The 13,320-nt window shown below is 67.4% G+C and carries 19 protein-coding genes; all 19 read right to left on the reverse strand.

The genetic code is table 11. The features are described from left to right. Positions 1 to 419, reverse strand: a 419-nt coding sequence (gene tatB / locus DK459_RS28300; RefSeq protein WP_233256870.1) for a Sec-independent protein translocase protein TatB, incomplete at its 3' end; no start/stop codon positions are given. Positions 420 to 490: 71 nt separating this feature from the next. Further along, entirely contained in the window at positions 491 to 718 is a 228-nt protein-coding gene (gene tatA / locus DK459_RS28305; protein ID WP_006388049.1) for a Sec-independent protein translocase subunit TatA, read from the reverse strand. Positions 719 to 732: 14 nt separating this feature from the next. Then, entirely contained in the window at positions 733 to 1,101 is a 369-nt protein-coding gene (locus DK459_RS28310) for a histidine triad nucleotide-binding protein (RefSeq protein WP_006388050.1), read from the reverse strand. A gap of 15 nt (positions 1,102 to 1,116) precedes the next feature. Further along, positions 1,117 to 1,467, reverse strand: a complete 351-nt coding sequence (locus DK459_RS28315; RefSeq protein ID WP_006388051.1) for a phosphoribosyl-ATP diphosphatase — start codon at positions 1,465 to 1,467, stop codon at positions 1,117 to 1,119. Next, on the reverse strand, positions 1,464 to 1,868 hold the full coding sequence (gene hisI, locus DK459_RS28320; protein ID WP_006388052.1) for a phosphoribosyl-AMP cyclohydrolase: 405 nt from the start codon (positions 1,866 to 1,868) through the stop codon (positions 1,464 to 1,466). The genes DK459_RS28315 and hisI overlap by 4 nt, the downstream gene beginning before the upstream one ends. A gap of 2 nt (positions 1,869 to 1,870) precedes the next feature. Next, entirely contained in the window at positions 1,871 to 2,689 is an 819-nt protein-coding gene (hisF, locus tag DK459_RS28325) for an imidazole glycerol phosphate synthase subunit HisF (protein WP_006388053.1), read from the reverse strand. Continuing rightward, the gene (gene hisA / locus DK459_RS28330) at positions 2,686 to 3,426 is read right to left on the reverse strand and encodes a 1-(5-phosphoribosyl)-5-[(5-phosphoribosylamino)methylideneamino]imidazole-4-carboxamide isomerase (protein ID WP_006388054.1); all 741 of its coding nucleotides are present in this window, start codon (positions 3,424 to 3,426) and stop codon (positions 2,686 to 2,688) included. The genes hisF and hisA overlap by 4 nt, the downstream gene beginning before the upstream one ends. Before the next feature lie 68 nt (positions 3,427 to 3,494). Next, positions 3,495 to 4,193 carry an imidazole glycerol phosphate synthase subunit HisH gene (gene hisH, locus DK459_RS28335; protein WP_024067421.1) on the reverse strand — a complete coding sequence of 233 codons (699 nt, stop codon included), beginning with the start codon at positions 4,191 to 4,193 and terminating at the stop codon, positions 3,495 to 3,497. A 37-nt stretch (positions 4,194 to 4,230) separates the two neighbouring features. Further along, entirely contained in the window at positions 4,231 to 4,818 is a 588-nt protein-coding gene (gene hisB / locus DK459_RS28340; RefSeq protein WP_006388056.1) for an imidazoleglycerol-phosphate dehydratase HisB, read from the reverse strand. 13 nt (positions 4,819 to 4,831) lie between these two features. Continuing rightward, the gene (gene hisC / locus DK459_RS28345) at positions 4,832 to 5,923 is read right to left on the reverse strand and encodes a histidinol-phosphate transaminase (protein WP_054499294.1); all 1,092 of its coding nucleotides are present in this window, start codon (positions 5,921 to 5,923) and stop codon (positions 4,832 to 4,834) included. Next, positions 5,920 to 7,224: a histidinol dehydrogenase gene (hisD, locus tag DK459_RS28350; protein WP_020925617.1), complete on the reverse strand. Its 1,305-nt coding sequence runs from the start codon at positions 7,222 to 7,224 to the stop codon at positions 5,920 to 5,922. The genes hisC and hisD overlap by 4 nt, the downstream gene beginning before the upstream one ends. 45 nt (positions 7,225 to 7,269) lie before the next feature. After that, positions 7,270 to 7,944, reverse strand: a complete 675-nt coding sequence (gene hisG, locus DK459_RS28355; protein ID WP_006388059.1) for an ATP phosphoribosyltransferase — start codon at positions 7,942 to 7,944, stop codon at positions 7,270 to 7,272. Then, positions 7,941 to 9,221 (reverse strand): UDP-N-acetylglucosamine 1-carboxyvinyltransferase, encoded by a 1,281-nt coding sequence (gene murA, locus DK459_RS28360; protein WP_053497790.1) that lies wholly within the window; start codon positions 9,219 to 9,221, stop codon positions 7,941 to 7,943. Before murA ends, hisG begins: the two co-directional genes overlap by 4 nt. A gap of 2 nt (positions 9,222 to 9,223) precedes the next feature. After that, positions 9,224 to 9,469: a BolA family protein gene (locus DK459_RS28365; RefSeq protein WP_006388061.1), complete on the reverse strand. Its 246-nt coding sequence runs from the start codon at positions 9,467 to 9,469 to the stop codon at positions 9,224 to 9,226. Between the two features lie 5 nt (positions 9,470 to 9,474). Next, positions 9,475 to 10,287: an ABC transporter permease gene (locus tag DK459_RS28370; RefSeq protein WP_020925614.1), complete on the reverse strand. Its 813-nt coding sequence runs from the start codon at positions 10,285 to 10,287 to the stop codon at positions 9,475 to 9,477. Continuing rightward, positions 10,284 to 11,081, reverse strand: a complete 798-nt coding sequence (locus DK459_RS28375) for an ABC transporter ATP-binding protein (protein ID WP_020925613.1) — start codon at positions 11,079 to 11,081, stop codon at positions 10,284 to 10,286. The genes DK459_RS28370 and DK459_RS28375 overlap by 4 nt, the downstream gene beginning before the upstream one ends. 175 nt (positions 11,082 to 11,256) lie before the next feature. Beyond that, positions 11,257 to 11,886 carry a phospholipid-binding protein MlaC gene (locus tag DK459_RS28380; protein ID WP_024067426.1) on the reverse strand — a complete coding sequence of 210 codons (630 nt, stop codon included), beginning with the start codon at positions 11,884 to 11,886 and terminating at the stop codon, positions 11,257 to 11,259. 38 nt (positions 11,887 to 11,924) lie between these two features. Further along, entirely contained in the window at positions 11,925 to 12,734 is an 810-nt protein-coding gene (locus DK459_RS28385) for a VacJ family lipoprotein (protein WP_024067427.1), read from the reverse strand. An 84-nt stretch (positions 12,735 to 12,818) separates the two neighbouring features. Then, positions 12,819 to 13,319, reverse strand: a complete 501-nt coding sequence (mlaD, locus tag DK459_RS28390) for an outer membrane lipid asymmetry maintenance protein MlaD (protein WP_006388067.1) — start codon at positions 13,317 to 13,319, stop codon at positions 12,819 to 12,821. Position 13,320 lies beyond the last annotated feature (1 nt).

Genomic DNA, 13,320 nt, shown 5'->3' on the forward strand with positions numbered 1-13,320 from the left:
TCGGCCGGCTGGCCGGCCTGCGGCGTCATCAGCGGGTCGGCCGGCGCGGCGGCGCGCGGGTCGACGGAAGCCGTGGCGGTCTCGGCGCCGGCCGTGATGGCGGGCTTGCCGCTGGCTTCGCGGGCCACTTCGTCGAGCTCGGCGCGGAATTGCTGCACCGGCTCCTGCAGCGCGTTGTGGGTGTCGTTCAGCGATTGCTGCACGTCCTGCGCCGCGGTTTCCATTTCGCTCTTGAACTTGCGCAGCTCGTCCAGCTCGATTTCGCGCTGGATATCGGATTTCACGTCATTGACGTAACGCTGCGCGCGGCCCAGCAGGTGACCGACCGTGCGGGCGACCTTGGGCAGGCGTTCGGGGCCGATGACGATCAGCGCGACGACGCCGATCACCATCAGTTCAGTGAGGCTGACATCAAACATTCGACGGCCGCTCGGGAATTGAGGCAATGAGGGCCGGCCGGATCAGGCCGGGCCCGGGGGCGCGCAGGCGCTCAGGAGTTGGACTTTTCCTTGGCCTGCACGTCGATGGTGTCGCCGGCCACGCGTTGCTGGGCGATGGGTTCGGCCGGCTTGTCGCCGTTGGCGTCCTTCATGCCTTCCTTGAAGCCCTTGACGGCGCCGCCCAGGTCCGAGCCGATGTTGCGCAGTTTCTTGGTGCCGAAGATCAGCGCCACGATGACCAGAACGACCAACCAATGCCAAATGCTAAAGCTACCCATGATGGTTCTCCGTATTACGCAGTGGGGGCCACGCGCCCTTTCCAGGGTCGCTGACCGCCGATGATGTGGAAATGCAGATGCGGGACTTCCTGGCCGCCTTCGACGCCAGAATTGATCATGATGCGAAACCCGCCATCAGGGCCCGGGGTGCAACCGTTTTCAGCGGCAAGCCGCGGCGCCAATGCCATCATTCTACCCAACCAACCTGCGTCCTCGGCCGTAATATCCTGCATGGATATGACATGACGTCGAGGGATCAGCAATAAATGCACCGGCGCGGCCGGGTTGATATCGTGGAATGCAACAAAGTCCTCGTCCTCGTAGACCTTCTTGGACGGGATATCGCCGGCGGCGATCTTGCAGAAAATACAGTTGGCGCTCATTTTTCCGGTTCCGTGTCAGTCCTGGGGACGGCTGGCCTTCTCGGCCAGGCCCGACAGCCCTTCGCGGCGGGCCAGTTCGGCCAGCACGTCGTCGGGCCGCAGATTGAAGTGCGTCAGCGCGACCAGGCAATGAAACCACAGGTCGGCGGTTTCGCTGACGATGCGCTCGGGCACGCCGTCCTTGGCCGCCATGACCAGCTCGGTGGCTTCCTCGCCAATCTTCTTCAGGAAGGCGTCGGGGCCCTTGGACAGCAGCTTGGCCGCGTAGGAAGCCTTGGGATCGCCCCCGTTCTCGGGGCGGCGGGTTTCCAGGGTGGCGGCAATACGGGCCAGCACGTCGTGGGCGCTCAGGGGCGAATCGGTCATTTGTAGATTAGTTCGGGGTCTTTCAGCACCGGGTCCACCGTGACCCAGCTGGCCTGGTCGGTCTGGCCTTCCAGGCGGCGGTAGAAGCAGCTGGCGCGGCCCGTGTGGCAGGCGATGCCGCCTTCCTGGTGCACCTTGAGCAGCACCACGTCGCCGTCGCAGTCCAGGCGCAGCTCGTGCACCTGCTGCACGTGGCCGGATTCCTCGCCCTTGCGCCACAGGCGCTGGCGCGAGCGCGACCAGTACACGGCGCGGCCGGTGGCGGCGGTTTCGGCCAGCGATTCGCGGTTCATCCAGGCCACCATCATGATCTGGCCGTTGTCGGCGTCCTGCGCGATGGCCGGGATCAGGCCGTTCTCGTCGAAGACGACGTCGGCCATCCAGCTCGGTTCGTTGCTCATCGTCATATCCTCACTTCAATGCCCTGCTCGGCCATGAAGCGCTTGCATTCACCGACCGTGTGCTGGCCGAAGTGGAAGATGCTGGCGGCCAGCACCGCGCTGGCGCGGCCGGTGGTGACGCCGTCGGCCAGGTGCTGCAGGGTGCCGACGCCGCCGGAGGCGATGACCGGCACCGGCACGGCATCCGACACCGTGCGGGTCAGCTCCAGGTCGAAGCCCGACTTGGTGCCATCGCGGTCCATGCTGGTCAGCAGGATCTCGCCGGCGCCGTAGGCGGCCATGCGGCGGGCCCAGGCCACGGCGTCCAGGCCGGTGGCCTTGCGGCCGCCGTGGGTGAAGACTTCCCAGCGCGGCGCTTCGCCCGCGGCCGAGACCCGGCGCGCGTCGATCGCCACCACCACGCACTGCGAGCCGTGGTAGTCGGAGGCCGCGCGCACCAGTTCCGGATTGGCCACGGCGGCGCTGTTGATGCTGATCTTGTCGGCGCCGGCGTTGAGCAGGCGCTGGATGTCGGACACCTGGCGCACGCCGCCGCCCACCGTCAGCGGAATGAAGACCTGCGAGGCGACCTGCTCGATGATGGGCAGGATCAGGTCGCGGCCATCGCTGGTGGCGGTGATGTCCAGGAAGGTGAGTTCGTCGGCGCCCTGCTCGTTGTAGCGGCGGGCGATCTCGACGGGGTCGCCGGCGTCGGCGAGGTTGACGAAGTTCACGCCCTTGACGACTCGGCCAGCGGTGACGTCAAGGCAGGGAATGATGCGGCGGGTCAGCGCGCTCTGGGCGGGCGCGCCCGCCCCGGAGGTACTGCTGGAGGTGGTCATTTGGCCAATTCGTCGGCGCGGGCCTGTGCCGCTTGGAAGTTGAGCGTGCCTTCGTAGATGCTGCGGCCCAGGATGGCGCCTTCGACGCCCTCTTCCTCGACGGCGCACAGCGCCTCGATGTCCTGGATGCCGGCGATGCCGCCCGAGGCGAACACGGGAATGCGCACGTGTTGCGCCAGGCGCACGGTAGCCTCGACGTTCACGCCCGACAGCATGCCGTCGCGGCCGATGTCGGTGTAGATGATGGCTTCGCAGCCGTAGTCCTCGAACTTCTTGGCCAGGTCGAGCACGTCGTGGCGGGTCAGCTTGCTCCAGCCGTCGGTGGCGATCTTGCCGTCACGGGCATCCAGGCCGACGATGATCTGGCCGGGGAAGGCGCCGCAGGCGTCCTGCAGGAAGCCGGGGTTCTTGACCGCGGCGGTGCCGATGATGACGTAGGAGATGCCGGCGTCGAGATAGCGTTCGATGGTGTCGAGATCGCGGATGCCGCCGCCGATCTGGACCGGGATATCGTCGCCGACGGCGTCCAGGATGGCCTTGATGGGTGCTTCGTTCTTCGGTTTGCCGGCGACGGCGCCGTTCAGGTCGACCAGATGCAGGCGGCGGGCGCCCTGGTCGAGCCATTGCGAGGCCATGGAGGCGGGGTCTTCGGAGAACACCGTTGCATCGTCCAGGTCGCCCTGGCGCAGACGCACGCAGCGTCCGTCTTTGAGATCGATGGCGGGGATCAGCAGCATGGTGGGCAGCGGGAAAATATGGGGTTGAATGGGCTGGAGCGCGTGGGCCAGGGCGGTGTGCCCGTGGCTTACGGCTGCCAGTCTACAAAATTGCGATACAGGCGCAAACCGTGCTCGGCGCTCTTCTCGGGGTGGAACTGCACCGCGAAAATGTTAGCTGCCGCCACCGCGCAGGTAAAGGCAACGCCATAATCGGTTTCACCAACGGTCAGGCTCGTATCGGCCGGGTCGGCGTAATAACTATGGACGAAATAGAAATGCGTGTCGTCCGGAATGCCGCCCCAGATAGGGTGAGAGCGCGTCTGGCGCACTTTGTTCCATCCCATGTGCGGGACTTTCAACCGCTCCGGGCGGACATCGACCGGGCCGGCCGTGCCGGTGTCGGCCTCGCAGGCCGCGTCGTCGGCCGCGACCGGGTCGGCGAAGCGCGGGCCGGCAAAGCGCCGCACCACGCCGGGGAACAGCCCCAGGCACGGGGTCGCGCCCTCTTCGCTGGACTCGAACAGCATCTGTTCGCCGACGCAGACGCCCAGCAGCGGCTTGGCGCGGGCGGCCTTGACGACCGCTTCGCGCAGGCCGGATTCATTCAGGGTGCGCATGCAGTCCGCCATGGCGCCCTGGCCGGGAAACACCACGCGGTCGGCCGCGTCGATTTCATGGGGCTGGTTGCAGATGCGGATGTCCGCGTCGGGGGCGGCGTACTTGAGCGCGCGCGCGACGGAATGGAAGTTGCCCATTCCGTAGTCGACGATGGCGATAGTGGTCACTTCGGTTTACCTGGTGCGTGGCGGAAGGTCACGGAGGTTACAGCACGCCCTTGGTCGAGGGCACGACGTCGCCCATGCGCGGGTCGACTTCGATGGCCATGCGCAGCGCGCGGCCACAGGCCTTGAAGACCGTTTCGCATTGGTGGTGGGCGTTGGTGCCGCGCAGGTTGTCGATGTGCAGGGTGATCAGCGCGTGGTTGACCAGGCCCTGGAAGAATTCGCGCGTCAGGTCGACGTCGAAGGCGCCGATGTGCGAACGGGTGAAGGGGATGTGGTATTCCAGGCCGGGACGGCCGGAGAAATCGACCACCACGCGCGACAGCGCCTCGTCCAGCGGCACGTAGGCGTGGCCGTAGCGGCGCAGGCCGGCCTTGGTGCCGACCGCCTTGGCGATGGCCATGCCCAGCGTGATGCCCACGTCTTCCACCGTGTGATGCGCATCGATGTGCAGGTCGCCCTCGGCCTTGATGTCGAGGTCGATCAGGCCGTGGCGCGCGATCTGGTCCAGCATGTGGTCCAGGAAGGGCACGCCCGTGTCGATCGTCTGCTTGCCGGTGCCATCCAGGTTGATGGCCACGCGGATGCGGGTTTCGTTGGTGTTGCGGGTGATCTCTGCGGTACGCATGTCAGGGACTCGATTAGGCACTCAGTATTTCTTGCAGTGCCGATAGCAAAGCGGCGTTCTCGGACGGCGCGCCCACCGAGATGCGGAGGCAGCCGGCCAGGAGCGGATGGGCGTTGGAGAAGTTACGAACCAATATTTTGCGCTGTTTCAGGGCAAGATGCACGGCGTTGCCATCCAGCTTGCCGGAAAAGCGCGCGAGTATGAAGTTGGCCGCGGAAGGGAATACCCTGACGCCGGGCAGCGCCGCCAGCGCCGCGGCCAGCGGTTCGCGGTCGGCGCGCAGGCGGGCGGCCTGTTGGTCCAGCACCGGCTTGTGGCGCAGCACTGTCAGCAGCGCTGCCTGGGTCAGCACGTCCAGGTTGTAGGGCGGGCGCACCTTGTCGAACTCGGCGATCCAGTCGGGGTGGCCGGCCAGATAGCCAAAACGCAGGCCCGCCAGGCCGATCTTGGACACGGTGCGCATCACCACCACGTTGGGCGCGTCCAGCAGGCGCGGCATCCAGCTGCGGTCGGTGAAGGGCTGGTAGGCCTCGTCCACCACCACCAGGCCGGGGGCGGCGGCGATGATGGCGGCCATGTCCGCGTCCGACCAGACGCCGCCGGTGGGATTGTTGGGCACGGCCAGGAACACCACCTTGGGCTGGTGTTCGCGGATCGCGGCTAGCATGGCAGGAAGATCAAGGGACAGATCGTCGGTCAGCGGCACGCCGACGAAGCGGGCGTGGTCGAAGCGGGCCGCCATGTCGAAATAGACGAACGACGGCCACGGCGCCAGCACCACCTCGCCGGGATTGCAGCAGGCCTGCACCACGATGTGGATCAGTTCGTCCGAGCCGTTGCCGAACAGCACGCCGGCGTCGGCAGGCACGCCGAAGGCCGTCTTCACGGCCTGGCGCAGTTCGGACAGGTCGGCGGCCGGGTAGCGGTTCAGCGGCGTGTCGCGCAGCACGCGGGCGAGGTCGTCGCGCACCGACTCGGGCAGTTCGTAGGGCGATTCCATCGCGTCCAGCTTGATGCAGCCTTCGGCGTGCGCCACCGGATACGCGCTCAGTTCACGGATATCGGGCCGGATGGTGCCGGCGATGCGGCCGGCGACCTCGCTCATGGCTGGTCGATCCGGTATTGGGCGCTGGCGGCGTGGGCCTGCAGGCCTTCGCCCAGCGCCAGTTCGGCGGCGATGCGGCCAAGCGTCTGGGCGCCCTGGTGCGAGACCTGGATCAGGCTGGAACGCTTCTGGAAGTCGTACACGCCCAGCGGCGACGAGAAGCGCGCCGTGCGGGAAGTGGGCAGCACGTGGTTCGGGCCGGCGCAGTAGTCGCCCAGGGCTTCCGAGCTGAAGCGGCCCATGAAGATGGCGCCCGCGTGGCGGATCCTGGCGGTCCAGATTTCCGGTTGCTCGGTGGAGATCTCCAGGTGCTCCGGGGCGATGTCGTTGGCGATGCGGCAGGCTTCGTCCAGGTCGCGCACCTGGATCAGCGCGCCACGGTTGGCCAGGCTGGTGCGCAGGATGTCGGCGCGCGGCATGGTCGGCAGCAGGCGGGCGATGGCGGCCTCGACCTCGGCGATGAAGGCGGCGTCCGGGCACAGCAGGATGGATTGGGCCAGTTCGTCGTGTTCGGCCTGCGAGAACAGGTCCATGGCGATCCAGTCGGCCGGTGTCTTGCCGTCGCAGATCACCAGGATTTCGCTGGGGCCGGCGATCATGTCGATGCCGACCACGCCGAACACGCGACGCTTGGCGGCGGCCACGTAGGCGTTGCCCGGGCCGACGATCTTGTCCACGGCCGGCACGGTGGCGGTGCCGTAGGCCAGCGCGCCCACGGCCTGCGCGCCGCCGATGGCGAACACGCGGTCGACGCCGCTGATGGCGGCGGCGGCCAGCACGATGGGGTTGCGCGCGCCGTCCGGCGTGGGCGTGACCATGACCAGTTCCTGCACGCCCGCGACCTTGGCCGGGATGGCGTTCATCAGCACCGACGACGGATACGCGGCCTTGCCGCCCGGCACGTACAGGCCGACGCGGTCCAGCGGCGTGACCTGCTGGCCCAGCACCGTGCCGTCGGCCTCGGTGTAGGTCCAGGTCTCGGCGCGCTGGCGCTCGTGGTAGCGGCGCACGCGCTCGGCGGCCGCCTGCAGCGCGTCGCGCTGGGCGGCGGGCAGCGCGGCCAGGGCCGCATGCCAGTCGGCCTTGGGGATTTCGAGCGTGTCCGCGGACGCGTGCGGCATGCGGTCGAAGCGCTGGGTGTATTCCACCAGCGCGGCGTCGCCGCGGGCGCGCACGTCGGCCAGGATGCCGGCGGCGGCGCGGTCGATGGACTCGTCCTCGGTGGCCTCGAAGGCCAGCAGCTTGGACAGGGCGGACGCGAATCCGGGATCGCGGGAGTCGAGACGATTGATCAGGGCCATGGCGTTCAGGCGGGTGGCGGCCGCCGCGTGGGGCGGCGGCCTGGGTCAGGCGTTGCGGGAAGCGGCGCGCTCGAAGGCGTCCAGCAGCGGTTGCAGGCGTTCGCCGCGGGTCTTGAGCGCGGCCTGGTTGACGATCAGGCGCGAGGAGATCGGCATGATGTCCTCGACCGCGACCAGGTCGTTGGCGCGCAGCGTGCCGCCGGTGGACACCAGGTCCACGATGCAGTCGGCCAGGCCCACCAGCGGCGCCAGTTCCATCGAACCATACAGCTTGATGATGTCGACGTACACACCCTTGGACGCAAAGTGTTCACGGGCTGACTGCACGTACTTGGTGGCCACGCGCAGGCGCGCGCCCTGGTGCACCGCGGCTTCGTAGTCGAAGCCGTTGCGCACCGCCACGGCCAGGCGGCATTTGGCGATGTTCAGGTCGATCGGCTGGTACAGGCCGCCGGGCTGCTGCGCGGCGTGCTCGATCAGCACGTCCTTGCCGGCGATGCCGAGGTCGGCCGCGCCGTACTGCACGTAGGTCGGCACGTCCGAGGCGCGCACGATGATCAGGCGCAGGCCGGGGTCGCTGGTCGGCAGGATCAGCTTGCGCGAGCTTTCGGGGTTCTCGGGCACCTCGATGCCGGCTTCCGCCAGCAAAGGCATGGTTTCTTCGAAGATCCGCCCCTTGGACAGAGCCAGGGTCAGGGGCGCGAGAGGGGCATCGCTCATGCCGATTCCTTGCCGCTAGTGCGTTCAACAACGCGTTGGATATTGGCGCCCAGGGCGCGCAGCTTGACTTCCATCCGGTCGTAGCCGCGGTCCAGGTGGTAAATGCGGTCGACCAGCGTGTCGCCATCGGCGGCCAGGCCGGCGATGACCAGGCTGGCCGAGGCCCGCAGGTCGGTGGCCATGACCGTCGCGCCCGACAGGCGGGCAATGCCGCGGACGATGGCGGTGTGGCCGTCGATGTCGATGTCCGCGCCCATGCGGCGCAGTTCCTGGACGTGCATGTAGCGGTTCTCGAAGATGTTCTCGACGATCACCGACGTGCCTTCGGCCACCGTGTTCAGCGTCATCAACTGGGCCTGCATGTCGGTGGCGAAACCGGGGTATTCATGGGTGCGGAAGCCCACCGCCTTGGGGCGCGCGGACATGGCGCCGCGAATCCAGTCGGGGCCGGTCTCGATAGCCAGGCCGGCCTCGGCCAGCTTGTCGAGCGTGGCGCCGAGGATGCCGGCGTCGGTGTTGCGCAGCACGATGTCGCCGCCGGCCGCGCCGACGGCGCACAGGAACGTGCCGGCCTCGATGCGGTCGGAGATCACGCGGTGCTCGGCGCCGTGCAGGCGCTCGACGCCGTCGATCACGATGCGGTCGGTGCCGTGGCCCTGGATGCGAGCGCCCATCTTGATGAGCAGCTCGGCCAGGTCCACCACCTCGGGTTCGCGCGCGGCGTTTTCCAGCACGGTCTGGCCTTCGGCCAGCACTGCCGCCATCAGCAGGTTCTCGGTGCCGGTGACGGTGACCATATCGGTGCGGATCGAGGCGCCCTTCAGGCGCTTGGCGCGCGCCACCACGAAGCCGTGCTCGATGCTGATTTCGGCGCCAAGCGCCGCCAGGCCCTTGATGTGCTGGTCCACCGGCCGCTGGCCGATGGTGCAGCCGCCGGGCAGGCTGACGCGGGCTTCGCCGAAGCGCGCCACCAGCGGGCCCAGCACCAGGATGGAGGCGCGCATGGTCTTGACCAGGTCGTACGGCGCTTCGAGGCTGTCGACGCGGTCGGCCTGCAGGGTCACGATGCCGTCGCTGCCGCGCTCGGCGCGCACGCCCATGCGGCCCAGCAGGCGCAGCATGGTGGCAGTGTCGTTCAGGTGCGGCACGTTGGCGATGGTCAGCGGATCGGCCGTCAGCAGGCCGGCGCACAGGATCGGCAGGGCCGAGTTCTTGGCGCCGGAAATGGTGACTTCGCCGTGCAGGCGCGCGCCGCCGGTAATGCGGAGTTTGTCCATGGTTACTTGCCCGCCTGGGCGTATTCGGCGGGGGTCAGGGTGCGCATCGACAAGGCGTGGATCTCGGCCTTCATGCGGTCGCCCAGCGCCGCGTAGACCAGTTGATGGCGCTGGATCAGGCGCTTGCCTTCGAAGGCGGCGCTGACGATGACCGCGTCGAAATGCGAGCCGTCGCCCTGTACGTCGAGGTGTTCACAGGGCAGGCCGTCCGCGATGTATTGGCGGACTTGCGCGGGAGTGGGAAGCATGGACGTCAGTTCCTGAGTTTGTAGCCGCTGGCCAGGAGCCGCAGCGCATAGATCGAAAGCGCGAGGAACACCCCCGTCACCACCGCCAGGCTGCGCCAGGGGGAGACGTCCGACACCGAGAAGAATCCGTAGCGGAAACCGTCGATGGTGTAGAAGATGGGGTTCCAGTGCGACACGCCCTGCCAGAAGGGCGGGAGCGTATGGATGGAATAGAACACGCCGGACAGGAAGGTGGCCGGCATGATGAGGAAATTCTGGAACGCCGCCAGCTGGTCGAATTTCTCCGACCACAGACCGGCGATCAGGCCCAGCGTGCCCATGATGCCGCAGGCCAGCACCGCGAACACCAGCAGCCACAGCGGATTGGACGGCACCAGCGAGACGAAGAACAGCGCCACCACCCATACGCACAGGCCCACGGCCAGGCCGCGCACCACGGCCGCCAGCACGTAGGCGGCGAAGATGTCGCGGTGCGACAGCGGCGGCAGCAGCATGAACACCAGGTTGCCGGTGATGCGGCTCTGGATCAGCGACGACGACGGGTTGGCGAAGGCGTTCTGCAGCATGCTCATCATCATGAGCCCGGGGATCAGGAACGCGGTGTACGGCACGCTGCCGTAGACCATGACGCGCCCTTCCAGCACGTGGGCGAACACCAGCAGGTACAGCAGCGCGGTGATGACCGGCGCGGCGATGGTCTGGAAGCTGACCTTCCAGAAGCGCAGCAATTCCTTGCGCAGCAGGGTCGGAAAGCCCGAACCCGCGTCCAGGCGGGGCTGCACCAGCGGCTGGCTGGCATTGGCGGCGGGCTGCGTCATTGCGAAATCTCTTCGGGTTGCAAGGCGTCGTCCTGGTGCATGATGCGCACGAAGGCGTCTTCGAGGTCAACGCCGCCGACGCGCGCCAACAGTGCCTGGGTGGTGTCCAGCGCCACGATGCGGCCCCCCTTGAGCATGGCGATGCGGCCGCACAGGGCCTCCGCTTCTTCCAGGTAGTGGGTGGTCAGCATGATGGTGTGGCCGGCCTTGTTCAGGCGCGAGATGAACTCCCACAGGGTGCGGCGCAGGTCCACGTCCACGCCCGCGGTGGGCTCGTCCAGCACGATCACGGGCGGGCGGTGCACCAGCGCCTGCGCCACCAGCACCCGGCGCTTCATGCCGCCGGACAGCGCGCGCATGTTCGAGTTGGCCTTGTCGGCCAGGCCCAGGTTGAACAGGATCTCGTCGATCCAGTCGTCGTTCTTGCGCAGGCCGAAATAGCCGGACTGGATGCGCAGCGTTTCGCGCACGGTGAAGAACGGGTCGTAGACCAGTTCCTGCGGCACCACGCCCAGCGCCCGCCGCGCCGACTTGTAGTCGGCCACGACGTCGTAGCCACAGACGGTGGCGCGGCCGCTGGTGGCGTGCGCCAGCCCGGCCAGGATGGAAATCAGGGTGGTCTTGCCGGCGCCATTGGGACCGAGCAGGCCGAAGAACTCGCCGTGCTCGATATTCAGGCTGACATCGTTGAGCGCCTGGAAACCGGCGCCGGACGCGCGCCCGGTGAGCTTGCTCCAGCCGCTGCGGCGCGGCGAGTAGATTTTGGAGACGTTCTCAAGACTGACGGCAGACATGACGGCGGCGAGGGGTGCCCGGAAAAGAGCGAATTGATCATTATATAAGCGCCCCGCTACGCAAGGCGCCGATAGCCCCGGGGCGCGTGGGGGCGCTGCGGCCCGATTTGTCCCCAAAACAATCGGCCCGGCGGGCCGCAAGGGCGCGCCGGGCCGAGGCGGATCGGACGGAATCCTACTGATTGCGCTGGTTCAGCGCCTTGATCAGGCCGTCGATGCCGTTCTGGTTGATCTGCTGGGCGAACTGGTTGCGGTAGTTCTCGATCAGCCAGATGCCTTCGACGTTCATGTCGTAGATCTTCCAGCCCTGGGGCGTTTTTTCCAGGCGGTAGTCGACACCCGTGGGTTGGCCGTTGGCCTGGCTGATGAGCGTGCGCACGACCACGTCGTCGGCCTTGGGGTCGCCGCGGAACGGCAGCGCCGTGACCTTGGTGCCGGACGTGACGCGGGTCAGCGCGCCGCTGTAGGTGCGCACCAGGGTGCCGCGGAAGGCGTCGGCCAGGGCGGTCTTCTGTTGCTCCGTGGCCTGGCGCCAGTAGCGGCCGGCGGCCAGGCGCGTGGTCTTCTGGAAGTTGACGTACGGCAGGATGTGCTCGTTGACGACCTGGTTGATGCGCGCGGTGTTGCCGGCCTTGACGGCGCCGTCGGCCTTCAGGACGTCCAGCGCTTCGTTGGCCGCGCCCAGCACGAACTGGTCAGGCGCGCCGTGCGCGTCCGGTTGCGCCTGGGCGGCGGCTGATGCCGCCAGGCCCAGCAGGCCGGAGAAGGCGACGCGCCGGAGCAGGGAAAAAAAGGAAAACCGCATGAAAACTCCTTGCTGTACTGATAACGCAATCCAACAGCTTACTTGGTTGCGGGAACCGGCGCTGGCGCCGCGGCGCCCTTGTCCTTGCTGGCGGCGCCTTCGTCCTCGTCGTCTTCGTAGTTCGGCAGGCTGGATTCGTCGTCCACGCGCTGGCCGGCCACCATGGCGGCGCGCCGCTGCAGGTAGGCGTCGCGCACGAAGCTGTACGGGTCGAGCGCCACGCGGTCGACCGTGTCGGTGGCGTTGAGCAGGCTGGCGCGCGTATCGACCACTTCCAGGCCCCACAGCGAATTGCGCAGCGCCACGTTGTCGATGGCGCTCACGCCCATGTAGCCGTGCATGCGGCCCTGCCAGTCGCCGACCAGGCCGACGCCGTCGCGCACGCTGGCCGAACCGAAGAACGGCAGCACCAGGTACGGACCCTGGCCGAAGCCCCACACGCCCAGCGTGGTGCCGAAGTCGTTGGGGATCTTGCGCGCGCCGTTGGCCGAGGCGACGTCGAAGCAGCCGCCCACGCCCATGGTGGTGTTGAACAGGAAGCGGCCGAGCGTGTTGACGAAGTCGTGGCCGCGGCCCTGCAGGAAGCTGTTGGTGCCCGACCAGAGGTCGCCGACGTTGCTGAAGATGTTGTGCACGCAGCTGCGCACCGGCTCCGGCGTGACGTAGGTGTAGGCCTGCGCCACCGGCTTGAAGACGGCGCGGTCGACGGTGTCGTTGAACTTGTAGACGCCGCGGTTGAAGCCTTCCCAGGGATCGCGCGGATCCGGCTGCTGCGGCGCGGCGCAACCGGCCATCAGTGCGCCGGCGGCGGCGACGGTGGCGATTCGGGAAAGAGCTTTCTTGTTCATGATCAGGGCATCCCTATCAACAGATATCTATTCTTATTGCAGCGTGCGCCGCGCGCGGATGTGGCCGCGCGTGACGGATCCTCTTTAATTCGGGGCTTTCGCTTCCGGCGAGCCACCCGCGTTCGAGCCTTCCTTCTCGGCCGTGCCGTACAGGAACTTGCTGATCAGCTGTTCCAGCACGACGGCGCTTTGGGTATAGCGGATTTTCCCGCCGTCGGCAAAGTTGTCCTCTTCGCTGCCCGGGGTCAGGCCCAGGTACTGTTCACCCAGCAGGCCGGACGTCAGGATGGCCGCGGACGAGTCCTTGGGGAACTGGTAGGCGGTTTCCAGGTTCATCGACACGACGGCCTGGAAAGTCTTATCGTCAAAGGAGATTCCGGCGACCCGGCCCACCACCACACCGGCGCTTTTCACGGGGGCGCGCACCTTGAGGCCGCCTACGTTATCGAAATTGGCCGTCAGCGTATAGGTGGGGGCAAAAGAAAAGGTGCTCAAGTTGCCGGCGCGCAACGCCAGGAACGCCAGCGCGGCCGCGCCCAGCAAGACGAACAGGCCTACCCAGAAATCGGTTTTTTCGCGAGACATG

The sequence above is a fragment of the Achromobacter sp. RW408 genome, assembly GCF_003184165.1.
Lineage (GTDB): Bacteria > Pseudomonadota > Gammaproteobacteria > Burkholderiales > Burkholderiaceae_B > Achromobacter > Achromobacter xylosoxidans.

Excerpts from the sequence above, each read along its gene's own strand:
- hisI (WP_006388052.1), bottom strand. The coding sequence starts at position 1,868 with ATGAGCAACGAACCGAGCTGGATGGCCGACGTCGTCTTCGACGAGAAC.
- mlaD (WP_006388067.1), bottom strand. The coding sequence starts at position 13,319 with ATGTCTCGCGAAAAAACCGATTTCTGGGTAGGCCTGTTCGTCTTGCTG.
- DK459_RS28375 (WP_020925613.1), bottom strand. The coding sequence starts at position 11,081 with ATGTCTGCCGTCAGTCTTGAGAACGTCTCCAAAATCTACTCGCCGCGC.
- murA (WP_053497790.1), bottom strand. The coding sequence starts at position 9,221 with ATGGACAAACTCCGCATTACCGGCGGCGCGCGCCTGCACGGCGAAGTC.
- tatA (WP_006388049.1), bottom strand. The coding sequence starts at position 718 with ATGGGTAGCTTTAGCATTTGGCATTGGTTGGTCGTTCTGGTCATCGTG.
- hisA (WP_006388054.1), bottom strand. The coding sequence starts at position 3,426 with ATGCTGCTGATCCCCGCCATCGATCTCAAAGACGGACGCTGCGTGCGT.
- DK459_RS28315 (WP_006388051.1), bottom strand. The coding sequence starts at position 1,467 with ATGACCGATTCGCCCCTGAGCGCCCACGACGTGCTGGCCCGTATTGCC.
- DK459_RS28385 (WP_024067427.1), bottom strand. The coding sequence starts at position 12,734 with ATGAACAAGAAAGCTCTTTCCCGAATCGCCACCGTCGCCGCCGCCGGC.
- hisC (WP_054499294.1), bottom strand. The coding sequence starts at position 5,923 with ATGAGCGAGGTCGCCGGCCGCATCGCCGGCACCATCCGGCCCGATATC.
- hisB (WP_006388056.1), bottom strand. The coding sequence starts at position 4,818 with ATGCGTACCGCAGAGATCACCCGCAACACCAACGAAACCCGCATCCGC.
- hisF (WP_006388053.1), bottom strand. The coding sequence starts at position 2,689 with ATGACCACCTCCAGCAGTACCTCCGGGGCGGGCGCGCCCGCCCAGAGC.
- hisG (WP_006388059.1), bottom strand. The coding sequence starts at position 7,944 with ATGAGCGATGCCCCTCTCGCGCCCCTGACCCTGGCTCTGTCCAAGGGG.
- DK459_RS28365 (WP_006388061.1), bottom strand. The coding sequence starts at position 9,469 with ATGCTTCCCACTCCCGCGCAAGTCCGCCAATACATCGCGGACGGCCTG.
- hisD (WP_020925617.1), bottom strand. The coding sequence starts at position 7,224 with ATGGCCCTGATCAATCGTCTCGACTCCCGCGATCCCGGATTCGCGTCC.
- DK459_RS28370 (WP_020925614.1), bottom strand. The coding sequence starts at position 10,287 with ATGACGCAGCCCGCCGCCAATGCCAGCCAGCCGCTGGTGCAGCCCCGC.
- DK459_RS28310 (WP_006388050.1), bottom strand. The coding sequence starts at position 1,101 with ATGAGCGCCAACTGTATTTTCTGCAAGATCGCCGCCGGCGATATCCCG.
- DK459_RS28380 (WP_024067426.1), bottom strand. The coding sequence starts at position 11,886 with ATGCGGTTTTCCTTTTTTTCCCTGCTCCGGCGCGTCGCCTTCTCCGGC.